Genomic DNA, 21,656 nt, shown 5'->3' with positions numbered 1-21,656 from the left:
GCGTTAACGATAGTTCACAATCACCTGATTGCTCTGAACCTGTAAGGCGGGGATCAGGCGACCGCCACCGGGTACTTCCCAGACAAAATGCATCGGTTCGATGGCGGGAACATTATTGAATCCGTTGGTGGTCCCGCTTTGCCCGTCCAGCTCAACACAGCGGGACTGAGAACATAAACGCACCCGTAAACCCGCGGGCGTTGGGCCATTGAGCTCATAGCGCCAGGCCACCAGCGTCATCAACCCCGAGACCGGCTGGCTGGGCGTCAGAGGTGCAGAAGAGGCTGACTGGCCGCGGTGATTTAAAGTAATCCCCATGCCGCTGGCCTGCCAGGCGCCTTCTCCGGCAGCCTGCGCTACCAGAGGAAAAAACAACAACCACAGTAATTTACGCATTACTTACCTCCAATAGTCGCCGTCATACGGATATGGCGGTTGTCAGACAGCTCCATGTTCGATAACACCACCAGTTGCGGAATGCTGCGACGTAAAAAGCGTGCCAGCAATGGACGCAACGCGTGGTTAACCAACAAGACCGGCGGCGCACCCAACATTTCCTGACGGGACAGCGCTTCCTGAGTCTGGGCCAGCAGTCGGTCTGCAAGACCTGGCTCCAGACCGCCGCCGCCCTGCAGCGCCTGCAGAAGCAAACGTTCGAGCGGGGTATCAAGGCCGATAACCTGAACCTCTTCATTACCCGGGAACCACTGCTGAGTGATGGCGCGTCCCAACGCAACACGTACCACCGCGGTAAGCTCATGCGGATCGTTTTGCAGCGGTGCATGTTCAGCCAGCGTTTCGAGAATGGTGCGCATATCGCGAATCGGTACTTTCTCATCCAGTAAGTTCTGCAGCACTTTATGCAGCGTAGTGAGCGTCACGACGCCCGGGACCAGGTCTTCTGTCAGTTTTGGCATCTCCTGCGAGACGCGGTCCAGTAGCTGTTGCGCCTCCTGACGGCCAAACAGCTCAGCAGCGAACTGCCCAATCAGGTGATTAAGGTGCGTGGCGACAACGGTACTGGCTTCAACAACCGTAAAGCCCTGAATCTGCGCCTGTTCCTTCAATGCGCTTTCAATCCAGATAGCGTCCAGACCGAAAGCCGGATCGACCGTTTTCTCGCCCGGCAGTGACCCGGCGGCAGTACCAGGGTTAATGGCCAGCCAGCGTCCCGGATAGGCGTCACCGCTGCCAATTTCCACCCCTTTCATCAAAATACGATAGCGGGCCGGCTGCAGATCCATATTGTCGCGGATATGTACCACCGGCGGCAGAAAACCCATATCCTGGGCAAATTTCTTACGAATACTGCGAATTCGCCCCAGCAACTCGCCATCTTGCTGAAAGTCCACCATTGGGATCAGGCGGTAGCCTACCTCCATCCCCAGGGAATCCTCCAGCTGTACGTCATTCCATGTTGCTTCCACCACGGAGTTGTTTTCCGGCATTTTCACCGGCTGCGGCTCATCGGGAGCTTTTTGCTCACGACCACGCATCCACCAGGCCAGACCCAGTAACGCGGCGGTAAACATCAAAAACACCAGGTTCGGCATGCCCGGAACCAGACCCAAAAGACCAAGCACCGCCGCACTAAGCAGCATGACACTAGGATTACTGAACAGTTGGGTCACCATCTGTTCGCCTACGTCCTGGTCGGTACTCACGCGGGTCACGATAACCCCCGCCGCGGTGGAGATTACCAGCGCAGGAATTTGCGCCACCAGCCCGTCACCGATGGTCAGCAGGGTATAACTTTCCGCTGCGCTACCCATGCTCATACCATGCTGCAACACCCCGACTAACAGACCGCCGACCACGTTGATCACCATAATCAAGATACCGGCGATGGCATCTCCACGTACGAATTTACTCGCACCGTCCATAGAGCCGTAGAAATCCGCTTCCTGCGTCACCTCCGAGCGCCGTTTTTTGGCTTCATCTTCGCCAATCAGACCCGCATTCAAATCCGCATCAATCGCCATTTGCTTGCCGGGCATACCATCCAGCACAAAGCGCGCGCCAACCTCGGCGATACGTCCGGCACCTTTGGTGATAACCATAAAGTTGATAATGACGAGAATAACGAAGACCACGATACCGATCGCAAAGTTACCGCCCACCAGGAAGTGACCAAAAGCTTCAACCACCTTTCCCGCCGCCGCCGCGCCGGTATGCCCTTCCATTAAAATGATACGCGTCGACGCAACGTTCAGGGCGAGGCGTAATAATGTGGTAAACAGCAAAATTGTCGGGAATGCGGCAAACTCCAGCGTACGCTGGGTGAACATCGCCACCAGCAGCACCATGATCGACAGCGCAATGTTAAACGTGAACAGCAAATCGAGGACGAAAGCCGGCAACGGCAACACCATCATCGACAGGATCAGCAGGATAAGGATCGGTCCGGCAAGGATTTGCAGTTGCGTGGATTTCAGGTTGCTGGGCAAACGCAACATCGCGACCAGATTAGCCATCAGTATTCTTCTCGTTCATGAAATCCAGTGCTTCAGGCACCGGAAGGTTTTCAGGTTGTGGTGGACGCTTGCCGCCGGCGAGACGCCAGCGTTTTAGCTGCCATACCCATGCCAGCACTTCGGCAACGGCGGCATATAATTGACCCGGTATTTGTTGACCAATTTCAGCATGACGGTATAGCGCACGCGCCAGCGGTGGCGCTTCTAACGTAGGGACTCGATGTTCAGCGCCAATCTCACGAATGCGCAGCGCCACCAGCCCCGCGCCTTTGGCAACAACTTTCGGCGCGCTCATTTTGTTCTCGTCATACTTCAACGCCACCGAATAGTGCGTGGGGTTGGTAACAATCACGTCCGCTTTCGGCACATCCGCCATCATGCGACGCTGCGCGGCCGCGCGCTGCATTTGGCGTATTTTGCCCTTAACGTGCGGGTCGCCTTCGCTTTGCTTAAATTCGTCACGAATATCCTGACGCGACATGCGCAGCTTTTTCAGATGGCTGTAAATCTGGAAAAAAACGTCGAACCCCACCATCGGAATAACGCCAAGCACCACCAACAGCGCGCACATGCCAACTAAATCCAAGGCGTTGCCCATCGCCGTAATCGGCGATTCCGCCATCAGACGCATCATCGCCGGCCAGTTATGCCAGAGATAAAATCCGGCCACGCTCCCCACCAGCGTGGATTTCAGTATCGCTTTGAGCAGTTCCGCTCCGGTTTGCGCTGAAAACATGCGTTTAATGCCCGGCAACGGATTCAGCTTAGAGAACTTGGGCTGCAGAGATTTACCGCTGAAAATCAAGCCGCCAAGCATCACCGGGGAGATTAATGCCACCAGAACGACGCCGGTAATCAACGGTAACAGCGCAATCATCGCGTCTTTAATCAGCAGGATGATTTGGCTGAGGATCAGGTTAGGGTCATTGACCATACTGTGGTCAAAACGTAATCCGGCCGACAGCATACCGGCCAGTCTGCGGGCAAGCGACTCCCCGCCAATCCAGATAATGCACACGCCCACCAGCAAAATAAGCAGTGAGGTCAGTTCTTTGGATCGGGGGACCTGCCCTTCTTCCCGTGCTTTTTCAAGTCGGTGGGGTGTGGGGGCTTCTGTTTTGTCGTCGTCGCTTTCTTCTGCCACGGCATTACTCTCGTCGTCACGGTCACGAGTATTATCGCGACCGCAACCATTGCCAATGCGTCGAATAGCGAAACGAAAACAGAGGAATTCGAGCGTTCGTTTGCCACGACAGCGCGAACGCTGCCGTGACAACCACGCGGTTAGCGCTGCCAGATAACGCGATAATGGCCCGATCCCACCTGCGCGCTATAGCCGCCGTCTACTGGCGCGAAGTCGAGGCCATCGGTATCGAGCAGCGTTTGTGCGCCATCAAGGATCACCATTGAGTGAGTATTCGGCGGAATATCTACCTCAAGGGTGATGGACTGTAAGCCATCGCGCGCCGGTTCCTGCGTCCAGTGGACGGCAATATCACCATATACCGAGCCGTATCGCGCTTTCAGCCATGTCAGGCCACCGCCCGGAATAGGCCGCAGTACCGAAGATTTAAAGCCCGGCGCGTGTTCTTCGGTATTTATTCCCGCCGCCACGCGATACAGCCATTCACCGATCGCCCCGTAGGCATAATGGTTGAAGGAGTTCATGTCCGGGCTCCACATTGTGCCATCCGGTTTCACGCCATCCCAGTGTTCCCAAATCGTCGTCGCCCCGGCCTTTACCTGATACAACCAGCTTGGGAAGTCCTCTTTCATCAGTAATTGCCACGCCGCGTCGGCCTGCCCGTTTTCGCTCAATGCGTGACAGAAATAGGGGGTGCCGACAAACCCCGTCACCAGATGACCGTCATTTTCCGCCAGCAGTTCCAGCAGCGTTTGCACGGTGCGCTCGCGGTGCGCGTCCGGCACTAACTGGAAGTAAAGCGCCAGAATATGCGCCGTTTGCGTGCGCGCCGCCAGCCGCCCGGTGGCGGTAAAAAACTCATTGCGGAAGCTTTCGACAATCGCGGTATGCAGCGCCTGATAATGAGTGTGGTCAACGTCATTTCCCAGTGCTTTGGCTGATTTCGCCAGCAGCAGCGTGGACAACGCATAGTAGGCCATGCAGGTCAGTTCATTCGGCGTTGCGCCAAAATAGCTGCCCTCTTTGGCATCCAGCGCAACCCAATCGCCAAACTGCAGTTTCCACGACCACTGGTTCTCAACAGCGTTGTCATACATAAACTCCACCCAGGCTTTCATGCTTTTGTACTGGCGGGCCAGCGTCTGTTTATCGCCGTACATCAGGTACAACGTCCACGGGTTAATCACCGCCGCATCGGCCCAGGCTGCGGCGGAATGGGTGCGCCCGTGGGATAAAAAGCGGTCGTTGTCGCATTTGCCGGTGAGGATATCGGGGATGACGTGCGGCACACCGCCCTCCGGCGTTTGGTCATGCTGAAGATCGGTCAGCCATTTGGCAAAAAAAGTGCGCGTCTGCATCAGATAACTCGCAGTGCGGCAGAAAATTTGCGCATCGCCCGTCCATCCCAGACGTTCATCGCGCTGCGGGCAGTCGGTTGGGATATCGACGAAATTGCCCTTAAGCCCCCACATGATGTTGTGATGCAGTTGGTTGAGATCCGCGTTTGAGGTTTCAATGTGACCCGTCGGCGTCATCGCGGAATGCAGCACAACCGCGACAAAGTCATCCCGCGTCGGCGTGCCAGGCCAACGTTCAATCAGCACATGACGGAAACCCTGAAAGGTAAAATGCGGGTGAAAACATTCTTCCCCCTCGCCGCGTAAGGTGTAATCAATGCACTGTTTGGCGGTGCGCAGGTTCGCCAGATAAACATTGCCTTCGGCATCCAGCACTTCAAAATGGCGCAGCACCACGCGCTCACCTGCCGTACCGCGCACCCGAAACTCCACCCAGCCGCTGAGGTTCTGGCCAAAATCAAGCACCGTCTCGCCTTTTGGCGTCGTGATGATTGAGCACGGCGCAAGCCGTTCTATTTCTTGTACCGGGCAGGCCGTTTGCGGTTGCAGCACCGACGTCTCTGCCGCAAGCGTCGTCACCGCGCGCCAATGCCCGGCGCTAAACGCAGGCTCGCTCCAGCCGCGCTGCTCCCGACGTGCGTCATACACTTCGCCATCATAAATTTCAGCAAACAAAATGGCGTCATCGCTGCCCTGCCAGTGTGCATCCGTGGCGATTATCCGCTGGCTACCATCGCGGAGCGTCACCACCATATGGCAAATAAACCCCGTCTGCTGGCCGTAATAGTTGCGATAGCGGTTGAAGCTCATATCCCCTTTATACCAACCCGCTCCCACCATCGCGCCAATCACGTTTTCGCCTTCTCGCAGGTGCTCGGTCACATCCCAGGTTTGATACAACAGATGGTGGTGGTAGCTCGTCCAGCCGGGCGATAACTCATCACGCCCGACTTTTTCGCCGTTGATCCACAGTTGGTACAGCCCCAGTGCGCTGGCATGTACCACCGCCGAAACAATGTCATCACCGTCGGGCAAACTGAACGCATGGCGCAACAACGAGCCTTTTGAGTTGTCTTTATCCTGCGGCGTTTCAGCCGAGATAAACACCCCTTGCCACGCTCGCGCTGGCAGGCCGGTAATAAACGTTGCCGCCGGGCTCCAGCCGCTCTCTTCACCGTGGTTGTCGGTAATATGCACCCGCACAAAATAGCGCGTCGAGTGCTGGCAGGCGACGTCGGGCAATTCGATATTACTGGAGCGGTCATCGTGCATTTCGCCGCTGTCAAACAGGCATTGGGCAAAATCTTCTTGCGCCGACAGCTGCAAACGCCAGCTACGCTGCTGTACATCGCGCAAGGTGCTGGTGATTATCCAGCCGAAAACCGGCAACGTTTCGCAGCCCGTCAGCGTGGTTTCATAGTTGAGCGTAATCTTTTCTACTGCCAACATAATTTTTCCCTCAGTGGCTCATATTCAGGCTTTGGCCCGCAAAGTATCGTGCGACGCCTGTCCGTTATCAGGCGTCGCCACCATTTCTGTTTCTGCATTAAATTCATTACGTTGCTTGCCGTGGAAGCACAGCCAGCCGATAACCATGCCTATCGCCACAATCGCCGTCAGCAGGCAATAAAGAACCACCGGCCCCGCGCTCAACAGCACAGGAGTGACGAACGCCAACAAGCCGCAGGTCAGACGGGCGACACCGACAATCACCCCTTGCGCGGTGGCGCGTAGCATGGTGGGGAATGACTCTTGCGCCCACACTTTCATGATGCCTTCGAAGGCAAATCCTGTGCCGATATTGGTAAACAGCAGGCAGCAGAACCAGGAGAGCGGCGAGAAATTAAACAGTACCGGCACGAAATAACCACCGGACATCATCACCGCGCCAAAAATAAAGAATGGAACCCGTTTTGAGGTATCAACGACGCGCATAAACATCAACCCAGATGCCACGCTCACTGGCAGAATCAACAGCCCCCACAGCGAGTGCGTGCTGACCGAAATGCCCACCACATTTACCGCTACATAAGCCCCAAACTGCCCGCCGGTATTGGCCGCCAGATTGGTGAAGGTATAAAAGATACACAGCGAGATAAACGGCCACAGGTATTTGCCTTCAAGCAGATCGCGCCAGCCGGTTTTCTGCGCCCGCACGGTGGCGATGCCACGACGCAGTTCATCCTTTGCTGCCAACCACAGCGGCGACTCAGGGATAGACCAACGCAGGATCATCAGCACAACCGCCACCAGCCCAACGTGCATATACATGATTTGCGCGCCAATCAGCCCCCAGTCGCCGACGATAGCGGAGATCCCCATCGTGGCGCCAATTCCCACCAGCCAGAGTAAATTGGACAAGCCGATAATCTTGCCGCGGTTTTCATCGTTCGCCGCTTCGGAGATAGTCGCCAGAGAGACAGGTAAATCAGCCCCTGTCGCCAGCCCCACCAAGAGTGTGCCCAGCACCAGGAACGGGAAGTTCAAACCAAAGGCCAGCGCCAGCGTGCCGATAAAAATCATCGCCATCGTAATAATAAAAACATTACGACGACCAATACGGTCTCCAAGACGACCGCCACCAAAAGCCCCAGCGGCAATACTCAGCGTTAATAATCCAGATAAAATGCCAATTTGTAGTGCAGTAATACCCATTGTTTTTTGATAAATGACTAAGGCTGTACCACTGGAAACAATAGCCGCCGAATCAATATATGATGCCATTCCAGACACCACCCCAATATACCAGGGGTTAGGTGTTTTATTTTTTGACATAACGATTCCCTTAAATTTACAGATAGTAAGGCGAGAAATAAGCGTATGGCCTACCCCCGTCACGATGGATGGTAGTAATAATTTTTTATTGTTATTAACCTAACAATTAAATCGCTATTAAAACTCGTGAATGAAGTTCACGTTCATGGCTTGGAGGATAATGGAAATACCGTCGGTACGATTCAGTCAACCTGATCGCATTCATAAAACCACAACGTGCCGCAATTTCACTGATGGTTTTATCCGTAGTGCGCAGTAATTCTTGAGCTTTTAATACACGATACAACATCTGGAATTTAACCGGAGTATAACCGGTCACTCGCTTAATTAAGCGATACATCGTGCGCCTGGCGACACCGTTATCATCACTCAACACATTCCAGTCTAAATGACGCAAGCTACTGGTCTTGAGCATACGGATCAGATTGGCTCGCCCTCGCTCATCAGGGCTAAGCGCCCCAGTTTGGCGGTCGCACTGGCAAAGTGTGTTGATGATGTTCAGCAAAGCGACTTCACACAATGAAAAATAGAGCACGTCATAGTTACTCTCGTTACGTGAGATTATCTCCTGGCTCAATACCTCAATACGCGCCAGCGCTCCCTGAGTTAACGCCAGCGCGGTAGGCTGTAGAAGTTTTTCTTTTATACAATCGAGCAAATTATCAATGTGCTGTAAAAAATGAAAACTGCGCGGGCGACGAATCAATATATTAATAACCGACAGATTATTAGTTGAAACATAACTATGGGTATCGTTAGCGGTCACTAAAAAAAAGTCACCCTGGCAGATAAAACGAACCAAGTCATTAATAATATGAAACCCGCTACCGCTACGGACAATCACCAGTTCATCAAAATCATGCCCGTGCACACCTTCCATTAATTGGTTATTCATCGAAAAAAGACAAAACGCATGTTGCTCTGAATGAAAAAAATCATTCTCACGTAAAATTCGCATATCTCCCCCGCCGCTATTCGAGTAAAAACACTCGGGATATCGATAAATAACCTACTGACATAATATATTGCCTTGCACTGATAACCATTTAACTGCAATTATTATGACAAGTCTATATATCGCACTGTCACTCAGGCGTAACCTGCTGTGACCTCAGCATCATTTCGGCAAATAACCGCCAAGTTATGGCATAAAAAAGAGGATATACGCCGTGCAGATGAACCCACGTCATCCAGACATTCAACCGGGTACGAATCATAGTACAGGACACATTGTGCCGACTGGCGGCCCAATAATCCTGCGGGATCCACAGAAGCGCCGCGCTCGGTATGCAGCGAGCGAACCCGTTCTGGCAACGTCACCGTAAAAATGGATAGTAAATAAAGAGAACGATAGGTATCTGTAGGCCGGATAACGCGCAAACCGTTATCGGTTAGAATGCCCGGCGGCGAGCGCCTGCCGGGCCAGCAAATAAAAACGCTACGGATCAGAACCCGAGGCTATCCAGCAGGTCGTCAACCTGATCCTGACTTGCCACCACGCCGGCTTTTGAGGTGTCAACCTGCGGGCCGTTAAGCAAGCTTTCGTTTTCACGTTTTGGACGAGCGCCCTGCTCTGGAATGTTTTCCAGCAGAACCATCAGCAGCTGACGCTCAATCTCCTGGATAACATCCATCATGCGCTTGATGACCTGACCGGTGAGGTCCTGGAAATCCTGCGCCATCATGATGTCCAGCAGTTGAGCGTTAGTAAAGCTGGTATGCCCTGGCACATCACCCAGGAACTGGCGGGTATCGGTGACCAGTTCACGGGCGTCAGACAGCTCGATCGGATTTTCGAACCATTCATCCCAGCGTTTGGTCAGGTCTTTGGCCCCTTTTTCCATCGCGTCCTGGTGCGGCTGCGAAGCTTCCACACTGTTCAGCGCGCGCTCTGCCGCCTGTGCGGTCATCTGCACAACGTAATCGAGACGATCGCGGGCATCGGGAATCGCTTCTGCCGCTTCGGCAATAGCCTGATCCAGCCCCAGTTCACGCAAGCTGTCGCGCAGCATTCGGGTCAAACTGCCGATGCGCGCGATGATGTCCCCGGCTGAATGTTCGTCAGCAGGTTTAATTTGTGGTTGCATCATCATTATCACACCCTCACATGCCCAGTTTCTCAAAGATTTTATTGAGTTTCTCTTCTAGCGTCGCCGCCGTGAACGGTTTCACGACATAGCCACTGGCGCCAGCCTGTGCCGCCGCAATGATATTCTCTTTCTTCGCTTCCGCCGTAACCATCAGCACCGGCAGGGCGGACATTCCGCCATCAGCACGAATGGTTTTCAGCAGTTCCAGGCCATCCATGTTCGGCATATTCCAGTCGGAAATGACAAAACCAAATCCCCCAGCCTGCAGCTTATTCAGCGCGTCCACGCCGTCTTCAGCCTCTTCAACATTGTTGAAACCCAGTTCTTTGAGCAGGTTACGCACGATGCGACGCATGGTGGAAAAGTCATCCACAACCAAAAACTTAAGCTCTTTATCCGCCATAAAAAATAAACTCCTGATTCAAATACGTATTGCCTGTCCGGCACTGATTTTCGCCAGCATTTGCTGGCTTACCTGGCTAAGATCGACCACTTCGCTTACGCCACCCATATTGATGGCCTCGCGCGGCATGCCGAACACCACACAACTTGCTTCGTTTTGCGCAATGGTCCAGGCACCCGCCTGGTTCATCGCTAACATTCCGGCGGCGCCATCGTTGCCCATACCCGTCAGGATCACTCCCACGGCATTACGCCCCGCATGTTTTGCCACCGAATGGAACAGCACATCCACTGAAGGCCGATGCCGGTTAACCGGCGGACCATCATGAATTTTGATCTGGTAGTTCGCCCCGCTGCGCGCCAGTTCCATATGCTTGTCACCAGGGGCGATATACGCATGCCCTGGGAGCACGCGCTCCCCATCTTCAGCCTCTTTCACGGTGATCTGACACAGTTTGTTCAGACGCTCGGCGAATGAGCGGGTAAATCCTGGCGGCATATGTTGAGTAATAAGAATACCGGGACTTGAAAGCGGCAATGGCTGGAGTACATGGCGAATTGCCTCTGTTCCTCCGGTTGAGGCGCCAATCGCCAGCAGTTTTTCAGAACTGAGTAACGGCCCCGCTTTCAAGGTCACCTGTGCCGTCATGGGTTTGTGGGCCGCCAGTTTTGCCCGCGACGCGGTGCGGATCTTCTCAGCGATCATTTCGCTGTAGGCCAACATCCCTTCACGGATCCCCAACTGTGGTTTGGTGACAAAATCAATCGCCCCCAACTCCAGCGCCCGCAGCGTGACCTCAGAACCTTTACCGGTCAGCGAAGAGACCATAACCACTGGCATCGGACGCAGACGCATCAGTTTCTCAAGAAAGTCGAGGCCGTCCATGCGCGGCATTTCCACATCCAGCGTCAGGACGTCGGGATTGAATTTTTTGATTAAATCCCGGGCAACCAACGGATCCGGCGCCGTCGCCACCATTTCCATATCACTGTGGCTGTTAATAATTTCGGTCATGATTTGACGCATCAGTGCAGAATCATCAACCGATAAAACCCTGATTTTACTCATGCTTTATCCTTACCTGGCGCATGCGCATACACCGTCTGTCCACGCAAGCTAAACTCGCGCACGAGGTTGCTAAAGTTTTCTGAATGACCTGCAAACAGCAGCCCATCTGGTTTAAGAAGTGGAACAAAACGGTGCAAAATGTCCTGCTGCGTCGTTTTATCAAAATAAATCATTACGTTACGGCAAAATATGGCATCGAAGGGGCCTGGCACGTTGTACTGCTTATCCAGTAAATTCACGCTGGAAAATTCAACATGCCCCGCCAGTTCCTGCCGAACGCGTACCAGTCCTTCATGCGGTCCGGTGCCACGCATGAAATAACGCTGTAGCTGCTGCGGTGACAGCGTCTTTAGCTCATCAAGGCGGTAGATGCCGCTTCTGGCTTTTTCCAGAACTTCGGTATCAATGTCGCTGGCAAAAACACGCCAGCGGCCCGGAGCCATACCTAAGGTATCGGCGAGCGTAATCGCAATGCTGTACGGCTCTTCTCCGGTTGACGCCGCCGCGCTCCAAACACGGTATTCACCACTGCGCCGACGAGCATGATCTGACAGCACTGGAAAATGATGCCCTTCGCGAAAAAACGCGGTCAGATTGGTAGTCAGGGAGTTAATAAAAGCCTGCCACTCAGCACTGTTCTGGTTAGCTTCCAGCATGCTGAGATAGCGACCAAAGTCATCCAGTCCCAGGGTTCGTAGACGGCGGACCAGGCGGTTATAAACCATGTCCCGCTTATGGTCGGCCAGCACGATCCCCGCACGCTGGTAGATTAATTGACATATCCGACGAAAATGCGCGTCAGACAGCGCGAGGCGCTGTGTCATCTGTAACAATAATGACGTTTGCCCAAGGGGCAGAGATGATGTCATAGCGCCTTCTCAATCACATTCAGGATACAACGGGCACAACCTGCGGCTGCGCCAATTCTTGTTTTGCTACGGTTTGCTCTTCAAGCTTAAAAAATGCGACACAGGCAGAAAGATTATCGGCCTGCATGGCAAGTTGTCCGGTGGCGGATGCGGCTTCTTCCACCAGCCCGGCGTTTTGCTGCGTCACGGAGTCCATCTGGCTGACGGCCTGCGCCACCTGCTCAATGCCCCTGCGCTGTTCATCAGAAGCAGAGGCAATCTCGCCCATGATGTCGTTAACCCGAGTAACCGAGCTGACAATTTCCGTCATGGTGCGCGCAGCCATATCAACCAACTGCGAGCCCTGACGCACTCGGGTGACAGACTCCTCAATGAGCCCCTTAATTTCTTTCGCCGCCTGTGCGCTACGGCTTGCCAGATTGCGCACTTCGCCCGCAACCACGGCAAAACCACGCCCCTGCTCACCCGCGCGAGCGGCCTCAACCGCGGCATTCAGCGCAAGGATGTTGGTCTGAAAGGCAATGCTGTCAATCACGCCGATGATGTCGCCAATTTTCTGCGAGCTCGCGGAAATCTCATGCATGGTGCTGGCGACCCGGGACGTCTGTTCGCCGCCTTTATGCGCTGTATCTGCCGCACTTTTGGCAATTCCTGACGCCTGGCGCGCGTTATCCGCATTCTGTCCTACGGTGGCGGTCAGTTGTTCCATGCTGGCTGCCGTTTGCGCCAGCGCGGCCGCCTGCTGTTCAGTGCGCGAAGACAAATCGTTATTGCCCATCGCGATTTCTGAAATACCGCTATGCATGGCTGAGCTGCCCTGGCGTACTTCGCTTACCGTTTCACGCAGTGCCTGCTGCATCTTCTTCAGACTGGCAAAAATGGCTGAGATCTCATTGCGCCCATAAACCGCTACCGGCCGGGCCAGATTACCCGCGGCAATGCTGTCGAAATGACTGCCCACGATAGCCAGCGGCTGGACAATCATCTTGCGCGACCAGTACAGCGCACCGCTGGTGAGCAGTGCCGCCAGTACCACCATGGTGGCGAAAATCACCCCCGACATATGGTAATTTCGCTGGCTCTGCTCTCCTGCCGTTTGCAACACGCGATCGATGTTGCTCTGCCACGCATTCACATTTGCATCAAAAGCATCCTGAGCAGCCTGCACCGGCGCGGTCAGAAAATCTGACAACTGATTGTTTTCAAGCCAGGTGGCCTGATGCGCAAGAGCGCTGTGCCACTGGCTGAAACTTTTCTCCGTTGCGCCAAACAGCGCCTTTCCTTGTGCCGTCGTATCCGATGTCGCCATAAAGCGTTTAAACATCAATTCAGACTGCGCCAGGCTATCACGTGCGAGGGTCATCAGCGTGTTGATATCCTCTGGCGGATAGCTCAGGGCGGTCAGCGTCCCTGCCTTATTAAGGGCCGTACTGGCCTGTAATAACACAGCGCGGGTTTGGGCCAGCGCAGCGCGTTGCTGATTACTTCGTTCGACCTGATTCAGGTTCTGAAAACCGTCCCGAAATGCCCAGAAGGACAAGCCATTACTGCCAATCTGCAAAACACCGCAGAGGATTAAAATCAAAAACAGCGTGGTCGAAATTCGAATACGATTAAACATCAACGCTCCCATTGGGCGGCACTGGCCGCGGTTTAACTATCAGTCAAAATGTTTCCCAATTCGTATCTTGTTCATTGTTCTGGCGCGGATAGGATGCGGCCGCCGTTGCAGGTAATCGTGTATCGCGTGGCTTAGCCGACGCCGGACGTGACGCAAGGCGGAAAGTCGACACCGACTGCGTCAGGCGGCTGGCCTGTTCTTCAAGAGCAGCGGCAGCGGCAGCCGATTCCTGTACCAACGAGGCGTTCTGCTGCGTAACGCGATCCATCTCGGATACCGCGAGCGCCACCTGATCAATCCCCCGGCTTTGCTCGTCGGAGGCCGAGGCAATCTCGCCCATAATGTCGGTCACCCGCGTTACGGCATTTACGATGTCGTTCATCGTTTCGCCTGCGCTTTCTACCAATACGGACCCGGTATCCACTCGGGAAACCGAATCCTCAATCAACGCTTTGATCTCTTTCGCTGCCTGCGCACTGCGACTTGCCAGATTACGCACTTCGCCCGCAACCACAGCAAAGCCACGGCCTTGTTCACCGGCACGCGCCGCTTCAACCGCCGCGTTCAGTGCGAGAATGTTGGTCTGAAAAGCAATACCATCAATAACGCTGATGATGTCGGCGATTTTCTTCGAGCTATCGGCGATTTCGTGCATGGTGTTCACCACGCTATCAACCACTTTGCCGCCATGCTGTGCGGTATCGGAGGCGCTTTTCGCCAGTTGCGAGGCCTGACGCGCGTTGTCCGCATTTTGCTTCACGGTTGCGGTCAATTGTTCCATGCTGGCTGCGGTCTCTTCCAGCGCAGAGGCCTGCTGTTCAGTACGAGATGAAAGGTCGGTGTTCCCGCTGGCAATTTCGCTGGTCCCGGAATAAATCGCATCAGAACCTTCACGCACCAGGGTGACGGTTTCCGTCAGCGAGCGCTGCATATGATCAACCGTACTGGCCAGCTCGCCGATTTCATTACGACCGCTGACGGCCAGGGTCGCGGTCAGGTTACCGCTGGCGATTTCCCGAATATGGGCAATGACGCGAGACAGAGGATTAAGCAGGGTATGGCGGATGCCGTACCACACCACCACCAGAATCAGCACCAGCACTACGGCCAGCACGCCAAGCTGCCATTGGGCGAAATGGTAATCCCGCGCACTTTTATCGAATGCCTGAGCGTAAAGTTTTTCGCTAACGCTGGCGTACTTGCCCAGCGCCTCACCGAGCGCGTTTTGCATTCCCTGAGTCGGTTGCGCGAAATAGGCGTCCATATTGCCGTTCTCCAGAAACTGAACCAGTTCGGTTAAGGCCGCATGGTACTGCTGATATTTCTCCTCAACGTTGCCGCTGGCTTCTGCCATCTCGGGTAACGGTGTGATGTTTTTAAATTTTGTGTAATGTGTTTCGGCCTGCGCCAACGATGCTTTCGCATTCTTCAGCAGATCGTTTTTCGCGCTGCTTTGCTGGTTGGACGCGTCCATCATCATGCGTGCAGAAGAACGGCTTAAATTGATACGTGTTTGCAGCATCAGATCCCATGTTGAAGTGAGTTCACTTTGCTGCTGTCGAAGATCGTTAGAAATAACAAAACTTTGCTGATTCTGCTGCAATGAAGAAAACAACAGACCACCGGAAACAAGCTGTAGCAGTGCGAAAACCCCCAGCACCATCATCAGCATTGTGACAACGCGGATACGGTTAAACATAAGGCACCTTCCTGAAAACGAGTTATCAACGTTATCGGCAGTCGCTGAGATAACTTTACGTTTGCGAAAAGGAAATCCTGAAGGGACGTGAAGCCTCGCGGAAGGAGGGGAAGACGGGTGTACGGCAACCACAAATCATTCACATAAAAACGTCACAATTATCATGTGAATAACATTCAAATTTATCTGTGGGCGCGGTCATATTGGATGAAATAGTCATTATTTCGTGACAAGGATCACAAATACACATCCTCTGCACCACAACAAAATGGATAAAAAATTAAAAAAAGTTGTATCAGCTGGCGCTTTAATTCAATTTATATGATGAATACTTAGTTACCAATTAATAAATATAAAAAATGAGTAACCGAACAATAAATGTTAAATCCTTACTGAGGGCTTTTTAGTGGCAAATGCAAACAAACTCACGTTGTTTATCGTGATCTTCATGCTGGCGGGGATCCTGTCAGGGGCGGTGATCCACTCTTATGCCGCCCCCGGCGTAGTGACCGCCTGGGCCGATAATATTACGCTTCTCACCGACATCTTTTTGCGCCTGATTAAAATGGTGATCGCACCTTTAGTATTCAGCACCCTGACCGTCGGTATTATGCGCCTGGGAGAAACGTCCACCATCGGGCGCGTAGGCGGCAAAGCGATGATCTGGTTTATCAGCTCTTCCATACTGTCTATTCTGGTCGGTCTGTTTGTGGTTTCTCTTGAGCAACCCGGAACCGGCCTGAACCTGGCGATCCCGCTGGAAGCCACTGATACCGGCCTGGCCGTGAGCGGCATGAGCCTGAAAGGTTTCCTGACTCACACCATCCCAACCAGCATAGCCGAGGCGATGGCTAACAATGAGATCCTGCAAATTGTGGTGTTCTCGATGTTCTTCGGTATTGGTGGCGCATCCCTTGGTGAGAAGTTCAATGCCCCGCTGGTTGCCGCGCTGGATGTGGTCTCCCACATTATGCTTAAGGTGACTGGCTACGTGATGTACGTTGCGCCGCTGGCCATTTTCGCCGCCATTTCCTCCGTTATCTCCACCCAGGGTTTGGGGATCCTGCTTAACTATGCGTCGTTCATCGGCGGCTACTATGTGGCTATTTTGCTGACCTGCCTGGTTCTGCTGGCGGTCGGTTATGTCATGCTGAAAAAAGAGGTTTTTCGTCTGGTAAGCATGCTGAAAGATCCGGTTCTGGTCGCATTTACTACCAGCAGCTCGGAAGCCGCCTATCCGAAAACGCTGGAGCAATTAACCAAATTTGGTTGCTCGCCCAACATCGTGTCATTTGTATTGCCTATCGGTTATTCATTTAACCTGGTCGGCTCGATGGTTTACTGTTCATTTGCCTCGATGTTTATCGCGCAGGCCTATAACATTCACCTCTCCTTTGCAGAAATCACCGTCCTGATGCTGACGCTGATGCTGGCGTCAAAAGGGATTGCCGGCGTGCCGCGTTCTGCGCTGGTGGTGCTGGCAGCAACCATTCCGAGCTTTAATATTCCGGTTGCCGGGATTCTGTTACTGATGGGTATTGACCACTTCCTGGATATGGGACGTTCAGCAATCAACGTATTAGGTAACGGGATTGCAACGGCGATGCTGGCACAAGATGAAGGTTTACTGGAAGAAGAACCGGAGCTGGTTGAGCGGGAAGCGTAAGGGGAAATCTGCCGGATGTGCTACGCGTATCCGGCCTACAACCGCAATCATTGTAGGCCGGATACGGTATAGCGGTTACGCGACGTGACTGGCGGCAATATCCAGCAGCGCCATTTCTTCGCTATTGAGCAGCTTCTCAATGTTAACCAGGATCAGCATCCGGTCACCCAGAGCCCCCAGTCCCGTCAAGTATTCCGTCGACAGCGTTACGGCAAATTCCGGTGCCGGACGGATTTGATCCGTTGTCAGCGACAGCACATCCGAGACGCCATCGACCACAATCCCGACCACCCGCTGGCCCAGATTCAGCACAATCACCACGGTGTTTTCGTTGTAATCCACATCGCTCTGGCTAAACTTCACGCGCAGGTCAACAATCGGCACAATCACACCGCGCAGATTGGTGACACCTTTGATAAACGCAGGCGTGTTAGCAATACGCGTCACCTGATCGTACCCACGGATTTCCTGCACTTTCAGGATATCGATACCGTACTCTTCATCCCCCAGTGTGAACACGAGGAATTCCTGACCTGACGGTTCGCCGGCCAGTTTAGTTACATTACTCATACCGGTCATATTATTCCCTTCTCACTCAATCAGGCGGCTGTGATCGCCACACGTTGTTCGCGGTTTAATCCCTGCAATGCAGAGACATCGACAATCAGCGCGACGCTGCCGTCGCCGAGGATCGTTGCTGCAGAAATACCTGGCACTTTGCGGTAGTTGCTTTCCAGGTTTTTAACGACCACCTGGTGTTGACCAATTAACTGATCGACCAGCAGCGCGTAGCGACGCCCTGCACTTTGCAAAATCACCACAATACCTTGAGTCGCTTCGGTTTTTGCGCCTTCAACCTCAAAGACTTTCCACAGCTCAACCAGCGGTAAATATTCGCCACGCACTTCCAGCACGCGCTCTCCTCCGGCCAGCGGATGGAGATCTTCTTCGCGCGGTTGCAGTGATTCCATAACGGCATTCAGCGGCAGAATAAAGACTTCGTCGGCCACGCGCACGGACATGCCGTCGAGGATCGCCAGCGTCAGCGGCAGCAGAATTCGGATAGTCGTCCCCTGTCCCTGTTTGGACTGGATCTCAACATGGCCCCCCATCTCCTGGATATTTCGCTTCACCACATCCATACCCACGCCGCGGCCAGAGACATCCGTCACCTGTTCAGCGGTCGAGAAGCCCGGGGCGAAGATCAGCATACCGACTTCGTCATCGCTCATGTTTTCGTGGATCGGCATCCCCTGGGAGATAGCTTTGGCGAGGATTCGTTCACGGTTCAGACCGGCGCCATCATCGGTGACTTCAATACAGATATTCCCGCCCTGGTGCTCCGCGGAAAGCGTCAGATTACCGATTGGGCTTTTCCCGGCTTCAAGGCGTTTTTCCGGCAGTTCAATACCGTGATCGAGGCTGTTACGCACCAGGTGCGTCAACGGATCGATGATGCGTTCAATCAGGCTCTTGTCGAGTTCGGTTGAGCTTCCCACCTGTGTCAGTTCGACCTGTTTACCCAGCTTACCGGCCAGGTCACGCACCAGACGCGGAAAACGGCTGAACACATACTCCATGGGCATCATACGAATCGACATCACCGACTCTTGCAAGTCGCGGGCGTTACGTTGTAACTGACCCATACTGGTGATGAGATCGCCATGATTGACGGGATCCAGTTCGTTAGAACGTTGTGCCAGCATAGACTGGGTGATGACCAACTCACCGACCAGGTTAATGAGCTGATCGACCTTCTCAACCGCTACGCGGATGCTGGTTGACTCGCTGGCACGGGCGGGTTTGTCGCGTTCCGCACGTCCGTTTGGCGTTTCGCTGGCGGCGGCTTTCGCCGCTGGCGCAACGGCAACCGGCTGCGGCTTCGCGACAACGGCTACCGTTTCTGCTTCAGCTTCAGTTTCAACGGCTACGGGCGCTGCGCTGACGGTTTCGAATTCAATCTGATCAGCTTCAATCACAAAGCACAGCACCGCGATGATGTCATCTTCCGCGAGGTTGCCATCAAGCGTTGCTGACAACGTGTCGCTCCCTTTCACCACATCGGTTAAGGTCGCCAGGTTCCCCAGCTCCTCTTCCAGTAAATCCACTTCATTGGCTTTCAGGCGCGTGAGAATAATGCGTTTCTTGCTCTCTTCGCTTGCGGACTCAGGCTGTGCAACCGCCTCTTCCTGCATTGCAGCGCTGTCAACAACGCTCAGTTTTGCGGTGTTGACGACTGCCGGTGCGGTTTCACCTTTCGCTTCGAGCGCTAACTGTCGTAACGCATTACAAATGTACTCAAAGCTGGCGGCATCCGGCTCCTCTGAGTTTTTATAGGCGTCGAGCTGTTCCTGCATAATATCTTTCGTTTCCAAAAACAGGTTGATAATGTCGGCATTGAGCTGCATCTCGCCACGCCGCGCTTCATCCAGCAGGTTTTCCATCAGATGGGTCGTTTCCTGCAAAATGGTAAAGCCGAAGGTGCCCGCCCCGCCTTTTATCGAGTGCGCAGCACGAAAAATTGCATTCAGCTGTTCGGAATCCGGGGCTTCAGGAACCAAATCAAGCAGGTGTTGCTCCATGTCAGCCAACAGTTCGTCAGCTTCATCAAAAAATGTTTGATAAAAATCGCTTATATCCATGCTCACGCTATCACCTCGGATTGGCTGGTGGCGATGTGGGAACGCTTGCCGGCGGGAGTTCCGCTGGCTGTTGTAAGACACTTACCGGCTCATTCTGGCTTTCAGCGTTTTCATGCAAAATGGCCTCTTCCGCCTGCTTATTGAGAACCAGCAGGCTAATACGGCGGTTGATAGCGTCTTCAGGACCGCGATCGCTCAGACGCATCGTGGCGGCCATACCTACCACACGTAATACTTTTCCATCATCCAGACCGCCGCTAACCAGTTCGCGACGCGACGCGTTAGCGCGATCGGCGGACAACTCCCAGTTGCTATACCCTTTTTCACCATTGGCGTAAGGGTAATCATCCGTATGGCCGGAAAGGCTGATTCGATTAGGAATGCCGTTAAGCACTGGCGCTATGGCTCGCAGGATATCGCGCATATACGGTTCCACCTCAGCGCTACCGGTTTTAAACATCGGGCGATTCTGACTGTCGATAATCTGTATCCGCAGCCCTTCCTGAACTAAATCAATTTTCAAATGCGGGCGCAGCGCACGCAGTTTGGGGTCAGATTCAATCAACTGATCGAGATCGCCGCGAAGTTTGCTCAAGCGGCTTTGTTCCATGCGTTTTCTCAGATCATCGATATTCGGCTGCTTGTTCACCTCTCCCTGCTGCTGGGTGTAATCATCCCCGCCGCCTGGAATGGGACTTTGGCTATTCGAAATACGATTTCCCCCGGTTACCGCAGTAGCCAACGGCGTACGGAAATATTCGGCAATCTGGATCAATTCTTTAGGGCTAGAGATGGAAATGAGCCACATCACCAGAAAGAAGGCCATCATCGCGGTCATAAAATCGGCGTAGGCGATTTTCCACGAACCATGCGCCCCACCACCGTGACCTTTATGCTTGCGTCGCTTTACAACGATAATGGGATGGGCCTGATTTTTCATGCGTCCTCGGTCGTCTGCTGCGCAGTTGGATTTCTCACCGCACGAACATGCTCTTCCAGTTCGATAAACGATGGACGTTCGCTGGAATACAGAGTCTTACGACCAAATTCGACGGCAATTGGCGGCGCGTAACCATTCAGATTGGAGAGCAGAGTTATCTTCACACACTGCATCATTTTGGTGGTTTCAGCGCTTTTCTGGCGCAGAACGCTGGCAAGCGGAGAAATAAATCCATAGGCCAGTAAAATACCGAGGAATGTCCCTACCATGGCATGTGCAATCAGCGAACCCAGTTCAGCCGCCGGACGATCGGCAGAAGCCAGCGCATGGACAACCCCCATGACCGCCGCCACGATCCCGAACGCCGGTAATGAATCCCCCACCATCGCCAGACTGTTGGCCGGGACTTCGGCCTCACTTTCGTGAGTCTCAATCTCTTCATCCATCAGCGCTTCAATTTCAAACGTGTTCATGTTGCCGCTGATGATCAGACGCAGATAATCGACAATGAAATCAAGCATCACGGCATCAGCAAGAATGCGCGGATAGCTGGCGAAAATTTCACTCTCTTTGGGGTTTTCGATATCGCGTTCAAGCGAGAACATGCCCTGCTGACGTGACTTGGCCATCAGGCGATACAACAGCGCCAGCAGATCCATATACATCGCTTTGGTGTATTTTGAACGACGAAAAAGCATCGGGATGGCTTTCATCGTCCCCTTAATGGCTTTCCCGTTATTGCCGACGATGAATGCCCCAATACCCGCGCCACCGATAATCACCAGCTCAGCCGGTTGATAGAGTGCCCCAAGGTGTCCGCCGGTCATCATGTAACCGCCGAAAACTGTACCAATAACAACCAGGTAACCTAATAAGATAAGCACGACATCATCCTTTCGCAATTGAC

At 53.6% G+C, this 21,656-nt stretch carries 17 protein-coding genes; 1 reads left to right on the top strand and 16 read right to left on the bottom strand.

The window, feature by feature from the left end; genetic code table 11:
- Window positions 1-3 precede the first annotated feature (3 nt).
- The 12 genes from flhe to tar form a co-directional block, all read right to left on the bottom strand.
- Window positions 4-396 (bottom strand): flagellar protein FlhE, encoded by a 393-nt coding sequence (flhe, locus tag HVZ39_RS10825; protein ID WP_019077041.1) that lies wholly within the window; start codon window positions 394-396, stop codon window positions 4-6.
- Window positions 396-2,474 (bottom strand): flagellar biosynthesis protein FlhA, encoded by a 2,079-nt coding sequence (gene flhA, locus HVZ39_RS10820; RefSeq protein ID WP_016153428.1) that lies wholly within the window; start codon window positions 2,472-2,474, stop codon window positions 396-398. Before flhA ends, flhe begins: the two co-directional genes overlap by 1 nt.
- Complete coding sequence (gene flhB, locus HVZ39_RS10815; RefSeq protein ID WP_016153429.1) at window positions 2,467-3,618, bottom strand: flagellar biosynthesis protein FlhB; 1,152 nt, start codon at window positions 3,616-3,618, stop codon at window positions 2,467-2,469. Before flhB ends, flhA begins: the two co-directional genes overlap by 8 nt.
- Before the next feature lie 140 nt (window positions 3,619-3,758).
- A complete protein-coding gene (locus HVZ39_RS10810) occupies window positions 3,759-6,425 on the bottom strand; it encodes an alpha-L-rhamnosidase (RefSeq protein ID WP_181633583.1) in 2,667 nt (888 codons plus the stop codon).
- Between the two features lie 24 nt (window positions 6,426-6,449).
- Window positions 6,450-7,700, bottom strand: a complete 1,251-nt coding sequence (locus HVZ39_RS10805; protein WP_230675900.1) for an MFS transporter — start codon at window positions 7,698-7,700, stop codon at window positions 6,450-6,452.
- A gap of 157 nt (window positions 7,701-7,857) precedes the next feature.
- Entirely contained in the window at window positions 7,858-8,709 is an 852-nt protein-coding gene (locus HVZ39_RS10800) for a helix-turn-helix domain-containing protein (RefSeq protein ID WP_047358306.1), read from the bottom strand.
- A 487-nt stretch (window positions 8,710-9,196) separates the two neighbouring features.
- Window positions 9,197-9,841: a protein phosphatase CheZ gene (cheZ, locus tag HVZ39_RS10795; RefSeq protein ID WP_029139578.1), complete on the bottom strand. Its 645-nt coding sequence runs from the start codon at window positions 9,839-9,841 to the stop codon at window positions 9,197-9,199.
- Window positions 9,842-9,854: 13 nt separating this feature from the next.
- Entirely contained in the window at window positions 9,855-10,244 is a 390-nt protein-coding gene (gene cheY / locus HVZ39_RS10790) for a chemotaxis response regulator CheY (RefSeq protein ID WP_016153434.1), read from the bottom strand.
- 18 nt (window positions 10,245-10,262) lie between these two features.
- Window positions 10,263-11,312: a chemotaxis response regulator protein-glutamate methylesterase gene (locus tag HVZ39_RS10785; RefSeq protein ID WP_016153435.1), complete on the bottom strand. Its 1,050-nt coding sequence runs from the start codon at window positions 11,310-11,312 to the stop codon at window positions 10,263-10,265.
- Window positions 11,309-12,181, bottom strand: coding sequence for a protein-glutamate O-methyltransferase CheR (cheR, locus tag HVZ39_RS10780; protein ID WP_181633582.1), 873 nt, complete (start codon window positions 12,179-12,181; stop codon window positions 11,309-11,311). Before cheR ends, HVZ39_RS10785 begins: the two co-directional genes overlap by 4 nt.
- 19 nt (window positions 12,182-12,200) lie before the next feature.
- A complete protein-coding gene (gene tap, locus HVZ39_RS10775) occupies window positions 12,201-13,802 on the bottom strand; it encodes a methyl-accepting chemotaxis protein IV (RefSeq protein WP_181633581.1) in 1,602 nt (533 codons plus the stop codon).
- Between the two features lie 43 nt (window positions 13,803-13,845).
- On the bottom strand, window positions 13,846-15,501 hold the full coding sequence (tar, locus tag HVZ39_RS10770) for a methyl-accepting chemotaxis protein II (protein WP_049283065.1): 1,656 nt from the start codon (window positions 15,499-15,501) through the stop codon (window positions 13,846-13,848).
- A gap of 406 nt (window positions 15,502-15,907) precedes the next feature.
- Between tar and HVZ39_RS10765 the strand changes: the two genes are divergently transcribed.
- Window positions 15,908-17,167 carry a dicarboxylate/amino acid:cation symporter gene (locus HVZ39_RS10765; RefSeq protein ID WP_181633580.1) on the top strand — a complete coding sequence of 420 codons (1,260 nt, stop codon included), beginning with the start codon at window positions 15,908-15,910 and terminating at the stop codon, window positions 17,165-17,167.
- A gap of 75 nt (window positions 17,168-17,242) precedes the next feature.
- On the opposite strand, the gene cheW is transcribed toward HVZ39_RS10765, so the two are convergent.
- The 4 genes from cheW to motA are packed head-to-tail and all read right to left on the bottom strand — an operon-like array spanning window position 17,243 to window position 21,633.
- The gene (gene cheW, locus HVZ39_RS10760) at window positions 17,243-17,746 is read right to left on the bottom strand and encodes a chemotaxis protein CheW (RefSeq protein ID WP_003034638.1); all 504 of its coding nucleotides are present in this window, start codon (window positions 17,744-17,746) and stop codon (window positions 17,243-17,245) included.
- Window positions 17,747-17,766: 20 nt separating this feature from the next.
- The gene (gene cheA / locus HVZ39_RS10755; RefSeq protein WP_181633579.1) at window positions 17,767-19,815 is read right to left on the bottom strand and encodes a chemotaxis protein CheA; all 2,049 of its coding nucleotides are present in this window, start codon (window positions 19,813-19,815) and stop codon (window positions 17,767-17,769) included.
- Between the two features lie 4 nt (window positions 19,816-19,819).
- Window positions 19,820-20,749 (bottom strand): flagellar motor protein MotB, encoded by a 930-nt coding sequence (gene motB, locus HVZ39_RS10750; protein ID WP_016153441.1) that lies wholly within the window; start codon window positions 20,747-20,749, stop codon window positions 19,820-19,822.
- Entirely contained in the window at window positions 20,746-21,633 is an 888-nt protein-coding gene (motA, locus tag HVZ39_RS10745) for a flagellar motor stator protein MotA (RefSeq protein WP_016153442.1), read from the bottom strand. The genes motB and motA overlap by 4 nt, the downstream gene beginning before the upstream one ends.
- Window positions 21,634-21,656: the final 23 nt, after the last annotated feature.

The sequence above is a fragment of the Citrobacter sp. RHB35-C21 genome (assembly GCF_013816515.1).
Lineage (GTDB): Bacteria > Pseudomonadota > Gammaproteobacteria > Enterobacterales > Enterobacteriaceae > Citrobacter > Citrobacter braakii.
The sequence above is the reverse complement of the archived record's forward strand: the minus strand, read 5'-3'. Positions and strand labels throughout refer to the sequence as shown.